The 13,431-nt window shown below is 47.7% G+C and carries 8 protein-coding genes; all 8 read right to left on the bottom strand.

Going from position 1 to position 13,431, the window contains the following annotated elements:
- Positions 1 to 165 precede the first annotated feature (165 nt).
- Entirely contained in the window at positions 166 to 2,502 is a 2,337-nt protein-coding gene (locus MKY95_RS05535) for a rhamnogalacturonan lyase (RefSeq protein ID WP_339199914.1), read from the bottom strand.
- A gap of 847 nt (positions 2,503 to 3,349) precedes the next feature.
- Entirely contained in the window at positions 3,350 to 5,794 is a 2,445-nt protein-coding gene (locus MKY95_RS05530) for a glycoside hydrolase family 6 protein (RefSeq protein ID WP_179088686.1), read from the bottom strand.
- Positions 5,795 to 6,364: 570 nt separating this feature from the next.
- Positions 6,365 to 7,441 (bottom strand): efflux RND transporter periplasmic adaptor subunit, encoded by a 1,077-nt coding sequence (locus MKY95_RS05525; RefSeq protein WP_076319403.1) that lies wholly within the window; start codon positions 7,439 to 7,441, stop codon positions 6,365 to 6,367.
- A 28-nt stretch (positions 7,442 to 7,469) separates the two neighbouring features.
- Positions 7,470 to 8,840, bottom strand: a complete 1,371-nt coding sequence (locus MKY95_RS05520) for an ABC transporter permease (RefSeq protein WP_143781110.1) — start codon at positions 8,838 to 8,840, stop codon at positions 7,470 to 7,472.
- A gap of 18 nt (positions 8,841 to 8,858) precedes the next feature.
- On the bottom strand, positions 8,859 to 9,542 hold the full coding sequence (locus tag MKY95_RS05515; protein WP_076319402.1) for an ABC transporter ATP-binding protein: 684 nt from the start codon (positions 9,540 to 9,542) through the stop codon (positions 8,859 to 8,861).
- A 385-nt stretch (positions 9,543 to 9,927) separates the two neighbouring features.
- Entirely contained in the window at positions 9,928 to 11,091 is a 1,164-nt protein-coding gene (locus MKY95_RS05510) for a hypothetical protein (protein WP_339197451.1), read from the bottom strand.
- Complete coding sequence (locus MKY95_RS05505; protein WP_339197449.1) at positions 11,088 to 12,554, bottom strand: HAMP domain-containing sensor histidine kinase; 1,467 nt, start codon at positions 12,552 to 12,554, stop codon at positions 11,088 to 11,090. The genes MKY95_RS05510 and MKY95_RS05505 overlap by 4 nt, the downstream gene beginning before the upstream one ends.
- Complete coding sequence (locus tag MKY95_RS05500; RefSeq protein WP_036606313.1) at positions 12,551 to 13,264, bottom strand: response regulator transcription factor; 714 nt, start codon at positions 13,262 to 13,264, stop codon at positions 12,551 to 12,553. Before MKY95_RS05500 ends, MKY95_RS05505 begins: the two co-directional genes overlap by 4 nt.
- Between the last annotated feature and the right edge of the window lie 167 nt (positions 13,265 to 13,431).

The raw sequence follows: 13,431 nt of genomic DNA, 5'->3' as shown, positions 1-13,431 counted from the left end.
CTTATGTGAAAAAAGCTCTGAAACCCCATGTGCGAGACACATGGGAATTCCAGAGCTTCCAAGCTTCGATGCCAACGCTTAAAACTAACGACGCTGCGTTACGTTATATCCTGATCATGAACACATGTTATGTTGCTATTGTTAGCTATTATTACTCCGGCCTGCTTACTTTCCGCCCTTACCTGGTGTGTAGAACTTAGGTAGCGTTACTTTCGACCAGTCCATATCCGATGCCATGTAGAAGGACGGATAGGACGGCTGATTGTATCCACTGTTCTGTCCGGCAATGCCCACACGATACATCGCATCATGCATCAGCGTGTACAGCTTGCGGTCTGTCTTCTCGGTACTCAGATAGATACGAATCGCTGAACTGTCGGTGGTTCTCACCAGCATCTCTTCCCGCCAATCCCCGAAGATATCAGCTACAAGAGAAGGTGTACCTTTGGTGTGATTGTTGGTCAATGTGCCTGTTGCCGTCAGCAACGTGCCACGATTCCAGTCTTTGATGGTTGGTGTAACATCAATCGCACCATCAACGATCTGTGTCGTCATATCACCAGCCCAGCGGATATTCATATTTGTGCCCGGCGCCTGATCACTGATTTTCTCACCCTTAGCTGTCCACAAACCTACAGCCCATGTCTCCAGCCCACGGCGAGTCGGATCAACATCACCCACCATGCCGCGACCGGTATCTTTCCCCGTGTACCCACCATAGATTACTTCTCCGGTCTTCGCATCACGCAGGGAGTAGCCGTATGGCGCCCACGGACCACCCTCGTGAACCATGAAAATTTCAAGTCCCGGACGATCCGGGTCGATATCTGCCACATGAAGTGCGTCCCCATGACCCAGACGGGCAATGGTTCCCGGTGCAGCACTTTCGGCAGGCATCAGGTCTGTTGAGCTGTATAGCACGCTGCCGTCATGATCAATCGTGGCGGAGCCATAGATAATCTCCTGTTTGCCGTCACCATCCACATCCGCCACACTGAAATAGTGCGCTCCCTGAGTTGTAATGGAGCCGTACTGCGGATCTGTACCATCTACGCCGTGCGGTCCGTCATTGAATGGGTTCTTCATCGGCGTCCAACCGCTGTCCACTTTCCATTCCTTTTTCAGTTTCTTGCCGTCCCAATTGTAGGCAACCATCGTCGAACGTGTGTAGTATCCGCGTGCAAAGATTGCAGACGGCTTCTTGCCGTCCAGATAAGCCACTCCGGCTAGGAAACGGTCCACTCGATTGCCCGGTTCGATCCGTGCCATGGCATAATCGCCCCACATCAGGCCATCATCATGACGCTCGGGTTCATATGGGATGGTCTCCAGCTCTTTGCCCGATTTACCTTCAAATACCGTAACGTACTCGGGTCCATCCACGATAAAACCTTCAAACTTGCGCAGCTCATTGCGGTTACTGCGTTCTACCGCGTACACATCAATGAAGTAGTCGGCCAGACTTTCGGCATCCTGCTGAGATAATGGGTAATTATATTTTTTCTCGATTCCAAAAGCTTCTTCTAATGTCGCAGGCCAGTTCCCCTTCACAACCTCGTCGTGCTTATGCCAGTTTCTGAACATATCCACCATATGATCGTAGTACCCATCAGCACTCAAGCGATAATCATCTTCGTTTGAGTACCCTGCCTTGCGATCCTGCTTCGGAAGTGTGATGTACTTCTCGGATGTCACTTTTCCTTTTTTGTTATATTTGATAATCTTCGTGCCCGGAGCGGTCTTGAACATCATCTCGGCCTTGCCATCTCCGTCAAAATCGTAAACTAGCATCTGTGTATAATGAGCACCTGCACGGATATTGACCCCAAGATCGATCCGGTACAACAACTGACCGTCCAAGGTGTAAGCATCAATGTAGGTTTTACCTGTGTATCCTTTTTGCGATACGTCCTTGGCGTTGGAAGGGTCCCATTTGACGAAAAACTCATATTGACCATCCCCATCCACATCACCCACACTCATGTCATTGGCGGAATACGTATAAGCTTCTCCCGCAGGCGTCACACCATCGGCGGGTTTTTGCAGTGGAATGTCCACATACCCGTTCGCCCAAGGTTTGACGGATGCACTGCGTTTGCTCTCCTTCCCCTTCTTGTTCACCGCTGCCACTTCATAACGGGAAGAAGATTTGCCCGCGGCATCTACATAGTTGGTGCTGTCGGTGACGGTAGCGATCTTTTTGCCATCACGATAGACGTTAAAGTCCGTACCTGTCAGCCCTTTGTCGCTATACCCTGTGGCCTCGTCACCAAGCAATCTCCAACTGAGAAAAACACCTTCAGATGTCGATGCAGCCACCAAACCCCGATCCAGATATTCCAGTTGAATCTCTTTCACGTGACTGTCCCCCTTATGTGATTGCAGGCCAGCCTCCGTCGCCCCATTACCGTTCGAAGCTTCTGCTCCGGTAATCCCAGCGGTTCCTCCAATGAGCAAAGCTACGCTGAGTGCCGAAGAGAGCACCTTGGCTGCAAGTGGCATACGAGCCTTCCTGCGACCGGATTGCCGACCTGACACCGATCCCTTATGTACCGGCGCTGTTGTTTCTGAGTTCATCCACCTTCACGCTCCTTGAGACAGAATGGGTAACGCTTGTACACATCGATGATGATTAGACGTTCGATAATCCACACAGACCTTCTTCGAAAGAAGGTTTCAACCCGAAATGATTACGCTTACAAAATTAAAAAAGAGAAATCAGCTTGCCCGACTACCAGAGTGCGGTCCCCCTTCCATTCTCTTTCCAATCCGAGCGAGGTGATCCCGCCCATCGGGTTCTATTATAGACATCCTGTCTGCCAGACCCTAGGCAAATATCCGTCCAAAACGATTAATAATCAGTGTTTTTAGGAGTCATTTGGAATATCAACCCGATGACGCTTCAGTCGTAAGGATGATTTAAGCTCACCGCCAAGTTTTTCTAACGAATCTCAAACACCCTATTGGGGCGTTAAACTCCAACAACGAATCCTAACGAATCTCAGCAACCTTATTTGGACCAAATCGGGTCTAAACGGGGCAAAACCCACCCAAATTACTGAATAGCGTGTCTACAATTCGTTAGAATTTTCAACTGCATCAATTCAACTAAATAGCGTGCCCTCTGTTCGTTAGAACAGAAATAGGGCTTCCTCTTGATCATTTTCATGACCTGAGGACAGCCCAGCTTAATATATCCGCTCTCACATCCTAATTACGGATCTTCAAGCGATTCTAAATACATTTTCATGTGAGAACTTCAATCTAGAATGACAATTGTAATGCATAACAAAAAACCGCAATCCTCTAACACACAGAGGATCGCGGTTAAGACAGTTACAAATAAAGTTTAAGGCTCCATACCCCATACCAGGTTTCCACCTTGGTGGAGTGTTACCTTGTTCCAATCCTGGTAGGATGTTTTCGTTGGATCGAAAGAGTAGTCATTAGTCTCGTCAAAGTTAGACCAGTCTGTTTTGTACATGCGAAGCTGGATGTCTCCAGTCTGTCCACCAGCCTGAATGCTGCCAGCGCCAGATGTGAAGCTCAGCTCAACGTACGAGTCTGTGAAGGTCCGCTGGATATTGGCTCCGCCAACTTGAGCGTAATCGATGGCAGAATCCATCGCAGCCGAGCCTTCTTTGGAGAAGTAATACCGGATCTTCAGATCACTCAGATTCACAGCAGTACTACCCAGATTTTTGATGTTGAAATACGGTTTGATCTGGCTATCTTGAGCATTGGTATCTCCAGCACGATATTGCACGACAAGATCACTCGTTGGTACAACGACACTTTGAGGTGTCGCGGAAGCTACAGCGGAATTGGCACTTTGCCCTGCTGCATTCACTGCACTTACCACATAATGATACGTTGTGCCGTTCGTCAGGGCAGTGTTGGTGTAGGACGTACCACTCACATTCGCCGCGATCGTTGTGAACGGACCTGTTGCACTCAGTGCGCGTTTCACATCATAACTTGTTGCAGCTGTAGAAGCTGTCCACGTCAGGCTCACCTGCGCATTGCCTGCAGTTGCTGTGAGAGCAGTCGGTGCAGCTGGCGCCGTTACACCTGCAACAGGTGTAGCTGTTGCTGTTGCAGAGTTAACACTTTCACCTACTGCATTTGTTGCCGTTACCACATAATAATAGGTTGTACCATTGATCAGACCGGTGTTGCTGTAAGATGTTCCACTTACATTAGCTGCAACTGTTGTGAATGGACCTGATGCACTCAGTGCCCGCTTCACACTATAACTTGTAGCCCCTGTAGAAGCTGTCCACGTCAAGGAGACCTGAGCGTTACCGGCAGAAGCTGTCAATGCTGCTGGTGCTGCCGGAGCTGTTGTTCCGCCCGGAGGATTACCTCCACCGTTACTTGCAGGAAGTACAGGGAATGCGTTTTTCACCAGTGCCACGAATTGATCATGGAACCAGTGACCCGATACCGGAGCATTAGGCAATGCACCTGTTAATACACCATCCCGAGTTGTGAAGGTTGGATCACACATCCGGTCAAAACCTTTGCCTTCGTTATTCGGAATTTCGGAGCTGGAGCCATCGGATTCACCCGGAGGTTTCACCCATACATAAGCATCCAGATGCGCTGGTCCTGGTGCAGCCTTAGGTGCTTCACCAATACCTGCACCACTGGCATTACACCAGTTCCCCCGATGCTCCCGGCGATCTACACGTCCAGAATTCACATAATCGTTGATGTTGCTGCCCGTAGCAGATGCTGGACGGTCTACCCCGCCCCACCCATTCCGGCTAGTATCAATCAGGAAACCTGTGCTGCTTGGCCAGCCAGCTTGTACGAAATCGGCATACAGCGCAGCAGTGAAATCGGTTTCGTCAAAATAAGGATTCCACTCATAAAACTTGGCAGATTTAATCGGTTGTCCACCGATATTGAGATCAGGGTTAGACAGGTTTGGCTCCCCCAGCGGTGTGGTGTTCGCTGTGTTTGTAATGAAGCCATCTGCACTGCTCAGACCTGCGGCTGTTCCTTGCACAACACTTGTATACAGCGCGACTGCTGCAGAACGGTTGTTATCCCATCCAAGCCAGCCGGAGTGGCCGATATCCAGATAGTTGTACACATTTGGAATGGCGTGCAGCTTGTCCAATGCATACTTCACACCCGCCTCATAGATACCTGTTGAGCTGGCTTGACCACAAGCTGGTGTACTCAGGTTGGTCACAAGGTTAGGCAGACTGTCCGGTTCAATGACAGCAATAATACGAATATCCTGATACTTCGGATCTGCGAAGATATCTGCGAGCACATCAATATAATCCGTTTTATAGATCTGCAGTGCCGCCTGTGTTAGTGGAAGCTCACCATTCGATGCAAGTGCATGACAATCCCGTCCGGGCAGATTGTAAATAACAAATGAAGCCGTTATTGGTGTACCCGGTTTCTTTTGAGCGAGAACGGCATCAAGATGTTGCTCTACACTTTTGCGACCAGCGTTGTCCGTACCGCCATAGATTGCAGCAATCCGGTCAACCCATACTGCGGTTGGATACGATTTGATGGTCTCCATCTTGGCCTTCAACGACGCATCGTTGGTCAGTGCAATGGATGTATCCACGAGAGCTGAATAGTCCTGATTCAGATAGGCCGTTGCCCCTACAAATGGATTATCCACATGTGCTTCAGCCGCCTGAGCCAAGCCGGGAGACAGTCCAGGGAAAATCCCCGCCGCGAGCAGCGTTGCTGCCAACATTTGCTTTACACCTTTGCGCAGGATCTTCTTACCTCTTGATTTGGTTTTCAATTTAGTCTTCATAGTTCCACCTTTCCTTTAGTTAGATTGGGTTGTACTCATGTCTGATCCTCTGTGTCATTATGATGCTTAGCACGAAGAGAACGTTCGGATGAGTTGGTTGTATCACCTCCAAAAGAAATGGTTGTATAACTGGAATCTTGAGCAAACAAATGGTGTGTGAGGGCGAATCATGTGAATGAGTATAATATGGTGGGTGTGGTTGAACGTGTGTTAGACATGAAGAAGTGTGAACAATGACTTATGGGATGTCTGAATCCTAAATTGGGTAAGCGCTTTCTTCAAACGGTTAAAAAAAGGTCTTCGCCTATCCATCTACAAACATGATGTTCGGTGTCACCTCCTTATGTTCTGATTATACGACATGTAAATTTTACTGTAAATTGAATTATATAAATTTAATTATATTTTTTTCCATAATTCAGGCAGGAATCTGGACATCCCTTGCTCCAAAAGACACACGAGGTCCATCGTGGCAATCTGCCACAATGAACCTCGTGTTTTTCAATGCCGAATTAACCCGCTCGTCTAGCTAGTCACTACATATAATGTCTTGTTCTTATATTCCTACATCTAAGGCAAAACGACAATGTCTCCCGGTTTCAAGCCACTAACCACTTCCGTCTTGTCCCCCGATTCCATTCCAGCCTGGATCGTCAGCGGCTCGGTCTGTCCATTGCCTTTGTCTAACAGTACGTAAGGCTCGGTCTGATCCCGCATGATCGCGAGGCTTGACACTACCGTCACTTTATCCTTCCGCATTGTCTCGATATCGCCTTCCAGACTCACGCCTCCATACATCCTGGCGTCCGGCTTCAGATCAATGACCACGTCAAACTGTGAAGCTTGCTTGAGGTCCGTATCGGTACTCTTGCGGGCGAATTTGGACACCTTACTCACCTTCCCGGTGAATTGCAGGTCTTTCTGCGCTGTCATTCGCACCTTAACTGGCATGCCCACCTTGAGCCTGAACATTTCTTCCTCACCAACAATCGTCATAAATTTCAGTTTGCTGATGTTTGTAATCGACCCGATCAGCTGTCCTTCCGTCACCGCACGTGTCTTGCTATCCTCTTCATTCATCTGAAATATACCGGATGCGGAAGCATACACAACAGACTTACTTATTACTGCCTGCTTTTTCTGTATCTCCTTCTCCTTGAGGGCCAACGCTTTTTGATTCAATTCATTCGTCAGGCGTTTACCTTCCCGATCTGCAAATGCCTTCTTGCGCTCCTCTTCCGTCACGCCAAGGGTCTCACTCATATTCGCCTGATCCAGGGTAACCTGATTCATCTTGTTTTCCAGCTGAGCTTTCTCCAGATCACTCTGCAACTGTTCTACTTCCGTTTGTAACGTGGAAGTATCGAGGGTAAACAGGATATCGCCTTTGCTCACCTGCTCACCACTTTTCACGTGCCACTGCTTGATGTTGGAAGCATACGGAGCGAAGATATCCGTCTGATCGGTGTATACGGATTTCCCTTTCACCTGTATCGTTTGCGTCATCGTTTCCTGTGTCACATCAAAGGTAATCGGGGGTGGAATCTCTATAGGCGCCTCCGGTTTTGGCTTGTACTTTTCATACAGCCAGTACCCTGCACCTGCCAAAAGTACAACGGTGATGATAATTTTAATCCATTTCTTCATGTGCCCAATTTCCCTTTCGCTGATAAAATTACATTGATTTGATCACAGTTAATGCATTGGTCCGAGATGCGCTGATTGCCGGATATATACCTGATACAATGCCAACCAGAATAGCAAAAACGATGCCAAGTGGCAGAGCCGACTGCTGAATAACGACGGTCATCGGACCATTCATCTGATCTGCCATCTGACTCGCCAGCAGACTGTTCACCCCGCCGAGGGCAGCAAAGGCGATCCCCACACCAGCCACGCCGCCCATTAATCCAAGCATCGCTGCTTCCGTAATAAACATCTGACGGATCTGCCACAGATTTGCGCCCAGCACCTTCATCACACCAATCTGTTTACGACGCTGATGCGTAGACATAATCATCGCTACAATAATGGATAATGAGGCCAGCAGCATGATAAAACCACCGATCCCCAATGCCGCTTTTTGGTACATCGCCAATTGACCTGCCATCGCTTCCTCTTGGAACAGATTACTCTGTGTGTTTAACGTCAGCTTTTTAATCTGTTCTTCCACCTGGGATACATAACGTTTGTCCTCAACCTTGACCAGAGCTGAGTTAAGATGCTTGGCCGCACTGCTGTCGGCCTGCTGTAATCCAAGCTCATCCTGCAATGCACGAGCTGTATCGAGCGGCAGATATACTTTTTTATCGTTTTGAGCGCTCATCTCATCCATGTTGGAAGGCTTCATCAGTTCTCCAGACACGCGTATAGAACCACTCATTTTGGTTTTGCTCGCATTCGCATAATCTTCATATCGAAACTGAATACGCTGCTGAACCAGCTGATCCTGCTTGGCGGACATTTCCGTAAACTGTTCCAAAAGCTCGTTGTTATATGGATCAGCATTCAACTGCTCAAATAACTTCTGAGTTACTTTGGGGTCCACGAGTCCAAATGCAGCCCCATAACTGGTTACCGCCATACGACCATCCTCTGCCCCACGTCCCTCAGCATAGTTGTATCCAAACCCGCCCAGGGTCTCCAGCTGGGTACCAATGACCTCAACATACGTGCTGCGACCATCCGGAAGCACCATTTCCAGCGAATCCAGCTTTAACATGGGAGCCACGGCAACAACATGAGGAAGTCTTTGGATAATCTGAATCTTTTCCAACGTCAATGCTCCCCGTTCAAACTTCGATGTCTGACCATTCCCCTTGCCGTTCCCAGTACGTATGCCTTCATTGGGCGTAATCGTAATTTCATCCATCTTGTAATTGTCGTTCAATGTTTTCTCGCTATAGGTCTGTACGGACTGCCCCACGCTAAGTGCAATGATCATGGCGGCAGAGCCGATGGACAACCCCATCATGCACAGCAGTGTGACCATTTTTCTGCGAATGATCTGTCCCCAGGCCATACGTGCTACATCCCGTATTCTCACATTTCCTCTCCTTTTGCCTCAAACTTCCCTTACAGCCTCTTCAACCAATATTCCATGTTGCAGTGTAAGCACAACTTGCATCTGCTCCGCGACCTCTGCTTCATGTGTCACAATGACAAAGGTTGTATTCATATCCCGGTTAAGCTGCTGCAAAATCGCAATAATCTCTTCCTCCGTCTCGGTATCCAAATTTCCCGTTGGCTCATCTGCAAAGATCACCGAGGGTTCGGTAATGAGCGAACGTGCAATACTGACACGTTGTTGTTGACCGCCTGACAACTGGGACGGGAACAATTTTGCTTTTTCACCCAGTCCAACCTGTTCCAGCAGCTTCAATGCTTTTGCTTTGCGTTTCGAAGGGCTTATCCCCATAAATACCAAGGGTAACTCTACATTTTCCCGGATCGTAAGATTGGACAGCAGTTCATAGGATTGAAAAATAAACCCGATATGACTGCGCCTGAACTCAGCCAGGCGATTTTCACTGAAACGTACAATATCTTGTCCCGCAATTAGAATCTTGCCCTGATCCGGTTTCATCAGCCCCGCCATCAGATTCAGCAGTGTGGATTTACCCGAACCAGAACTGCCCAGCAGGGCTACCATCTTGCCTTCTCCAATCGTCAGGTTGATATCCTGAAGCACCGGCACGGTTCCCTGGCCATTGCGGAACGAGTGAGATAATTGTTCAACTTGAAGCATTACTACATGTCTTCCTTTCTACTTGCTAAATATGTACAGAGGTTGTTCAAAAAAGCCCGCTTTTGATTACGAAGGATGTCTAATGACATCATCAACATCGAATATAGAATTCAGCCGAAATGTCCGTTGCTCACGTAGTTTTCCCTACGCTCTGCTACTCCATTTCTAGCTTCATCCCATCTTCTCGGTACTGAAAACCAGTTTTTTTGAACTTGTATGTATAGATTCGTGTAGCACATTCCCTTATCATTATAGGGTGGAGATGTATCCGGGCTGGCCCGAGTTGTATCCAACTTGTAACATGTCATAACAAAAAAAGACCTTGTCCACAGAGCAGCTATCGCTCCATCAGACCAAGGTCTTATATTCGTATACCTTCCGCAGCTTACCAGGCTCTGAAACTAAAGCGGTACATTTCACTTTTATCCACTGAGCTGCTTACAGCAAATAATTCATCGTCATTCCATTTCAGACTGATGAAGTTATCAATATTGCGATAGATCACCGTATCCGACGAAATTTTGCTGTCATTCAGGTAGGCAACATGCAACTCATTCTTCTGATTCTGACTGTCCATCGGGAAAAAGTAAGCTATTCGGGATTCATCTGCATCCAGATCGAAGCTCCAGATCGAACCTTGTAATAACAGATCATACTGCTCCTCTGCTGCGTGATACCGATACAGCCCCTGTACCTTATTCATCGTTCCCTGGATGAGCATGTCACCATTTTTCAGCAACTTGTACTGTTGGATGTCTTCCATTGCAGCATACGCCTTCACTTCATGCTCATCCTCAAGCGATACACGATAGATAGCATACTTGTCTTTCAGCATCACCAGTATATAAAACTGTTGGTGATCCTCACTGACCTGCAACACATCCATAACGATAAACGTATCACTCGAACCTTTCCCTTGTTTTGGTCCTGTGAACATGCTCATCAGCTCTTCATACGTGTAGATGACATGACTCGTCCCCTGGCTCAGATCAACTTGTTTAAATAACAGATCATCCTGACCGATGTAGGAGTCGTTCCCTACAAACACTCGATAATACGAGTTGTCGTACGGAAGCTTGCGACGTTCCCCGCTCTGTATTATATACTCATACGTTGTCTTCTGCGTCTGACCTGCCCGATACTGGGAGTAAATGATTTTCTTGTGATCCGGGCTGATCGTTACACCGTAATCCGTATTAGCCGCAATGTTCTTCACTTCCTTATCATCCAGATGCAGGAGAGACAACTTGAGCCCTGAATAGGAAAATTCCGGCTGATTAAATATAATCGTATTCCGGTCTAACACTTCAAAATCAAAGATCGCAAAGTCATTTGGAATCTTGGTAGCCGACTCGATCTGAATCGTACTGCTCGGTGGTGGTGCCAGACGGTTGTTGAACTGCTCACTTGGCAAAATCACCGTTCTTGGTTTGAGATTTCCGAGACTGAACAGGCTCCCAATCCCAAAAATCCCGCTGACAAATGCGATCAACAACCCTGACAGCATCAATCTGTCACGGTTTTTACGCCAAAATCCAGGATGTCTCATGCGTTCATTTCCCCCGGAAGACTGATATTCACTTGTGTCCCTTCCCGCATGATGCTCTTCATCTCCACTGTTCCTCCATGACGCTCAACGATGTTCTTCACAATAGATAAACCCAGCCCGGCACTGCCTTTCTCGGCCCTGTTGATTCCTTTATCCTGGTAAAAGGGTTCAAATACATGTTGGAGCGCTTCAGCACCGATTCCTTCCCCCTGATCACGGATCACAATAGCAATGGAATCACCTAACCGGAAGGATTGTACTTCGATAATGGAGTTCACATCACTGTACTTGACCGAATTATCCAGGATGTTGAGGAAAACCTCCTTCAACTTATCCCGATCTCCCTGTAAATACTGATGTTCCTCCAACTCATAGTGAATGCCTATATTGTACTTGCTCGCCTTAATCGACATGTCCTCACAAGCTTCACGAATAATATCTGATATATCGATACGTTCGAACCGGTATGCCTGAATGACCGCAGAGGAGACCGAGACCTCCAGAATATCCGCAACCATCGTGTTGAGACGCTGGCTTTCCTTGATGATATAATTCATGCCCTTGTCAAAAAAGTCCTGGTCGGTAAATCCGTTATCCCGTAAAATCTGGGCGTATCCCAGAATCGTCGTTAAGGGTGTCTTCAATTCATGCGTCACATTGTCAAAAAAGACTTTGCTTCTCGCCTGTACTTGCTTCACTTCGTCTCGCTCTCGCTCAATCACATCAATCTGCTCCCGAACCCGATCAATCATGACGGTGAAGCTTGAAGCCAGTTCACCAATCTCATCCTTGGTTGTAATCTGAATATCCGCATTCAGACTTCCCTGGGCCACTTCCGCAGAACGTTTCGTCAGTACACGGATGGGTTGTGTAATTTTCCGGGAAATAAAGATGGATGCGATAAATACAAATACGAAAATAACCGCTGCAAACAGCTTGATCGTATTCTGGAACCGGAGATTGCGTTTGTACAAGTCGGTGTAATCCTTCTCCAACTGCACAATTCCAATCAATTGTTGATCCATCTGGAGCGGGAAGGACAGACTGGCTGTGACATGGCCCTTATCCACAACTGTGGTGTAAGCAATTCGGGAATGTATGGCTTCCTCCACATCAGGATGGTCAGACCGCTTAGCGACGTTAACCTCGCTGCCAACAGATCCGTATGGCGAAGCATCGGGGCGATATACTATAATCTCCCCACCAACGGCTGATCCAATCTGCTCCGCGAGCTCGCGACTCCCTGCTTCGAGCGAGTCTCTGCTCATGCGTTTGTTATGTATCAGAAAGTACTGATTCAGCGCGATGTCCAGATTTCTTTTGGATTGCACCATATCCTCATGCACTTCCCGGTACATATTCTCCTGAGCTACCTTATTGGACAGAATCAGCAGGACGGAGAATCCGATAAAGACAATGACCGAGAATAGCACCACCATTTTGAACTGGATCGTCCACTTCATGTCTGTACCTGAATATTCAGCTTGTACCCCACACCGAATACCGTTTCAATCATCGAAATGCCTTGCACACCACTATCCAGTTTCTTGCGAATCCGTTGCACGTGAATATCCACCGTTCGAGTGTCCCCTGCAAAATCAAATCCCCATACCTTGTCCAGTAGTTCAGAACGTGTATGCACCTTACGATGATGGGTCACGAGAAATAACAACAGATCATATTCTTTATTCGTGAGTCCTGCCCGTTCCCCGTCTTTCCACACTTCCCGTTCATCCTTGCGGATCTCAATATGCTTGCCTAGCCTTACCACCTCATAGGACTGATTCTCCAGTGTCTCGCTGATCAGATCAATCCGGCGAAAAATCGCCCGAATGCGCGCAACCACCTCACGGATATCAAAAGGCTTCGTGATATAATCATCCGCCCCAAGCTCCATGCCAAGTACCTTGTCCAGCATGTCCGACTTCGCAGTGATCATGATGACAGGTATCTTGGAGTTCACAGATAGTTGCCTGCACACATCAAAACCGCTCATATCCGGCAGCATCAGATCCAGCAGGATCAGATCCGGCTTCGAATCCCGAAGCAGATCCAGACCCTCTTTTCCCGTAGCTGCTTCCTTGATCTCAAATCCTTCCTTACGTAACGAATAGGACAAAATATCGCGAATGGACTCCTCGTCCTCAATGATTAAAATCTCTTTTTGTCTCATGATACTTTCGTAATCTCCCTGCTCTATGAATTTCCTTCATCTGCCTTTATTTTGTATCCCAAGCCGTATGCTTGAATAGAGGGAAGCACGAAATGTTACAACTCCGATACAACTCTGAACCTTTTGGAAACAACCACCCGATATACTTGGATCATAAAGAGACTCAT

Origin of the sequence: Paenibacillus sp. FSL P4-0176 (assembly GCF_037975265.1) — a bacterium.
In the GTDB taxonomy this organism is placed as follows: Bacteria; Bacillota; Bacilli; order Paenibacillales; family Paenibacillaceae; genus Paenibacillus; species Paenibacillus amylolyticus.
This window is presented reverse-complemented; position numbering and strand designations above follow the sequence as displayed.

Bases quoted from the DNA above. Each gene is read 5' to 3' on its own strand.
- MKY95_RS05535 (WP_339199914.1), bottom strand. From the start codon at position 2,502: ATGCCACTTGCAGCCAAGGTGCTCTCTTCGGCACTCAGCGTAGCTTTG.
- MKY95_RS05530 (WP_179088686.1), bottom strand. From the start codon at position 5,794: ATGAAGACTAAATTGAAAACCAAATCAAGAGGTAAGAAGATCCTGCGC.
- MKY95_RS05525 (WP_076319403.1), bottom strand. From the start codon at position 7,441: ATGAAGAAATGGATTAAAATTATCATCACCGTTGTACTTTTGGCAGGT.
- MKY95_RS05515 (WP_076319402.1), bottom strand. From the start codon at position 9,542: ATGCTTCAAGTTGAACAATTATCTCACTCGTTCCGCAATGGCCAGGGA.
- MKY95_RS05510 (WP_339197451.1), bottom strand. From the start codon at position 11,091: ATGAGACATCCTGGATTTTGGCGTAAAAACCGTGACAGATTGATGCTG.
- MKY95_RS05505 (WP_339197449.1), bottom strand. From the start codon at position 12,554: ATGAAGTGGACGATCCAGTTCAAAATGGTGGTGCTATTCTCGGTCATT.
- MKY95_RS05500 (WP_036606313.1), bottom strand. From the start codon at position 13,264: ATGAGACAAAAAGAGATTTTAATCATTGAGGACGAGGAGTCCATTCGC.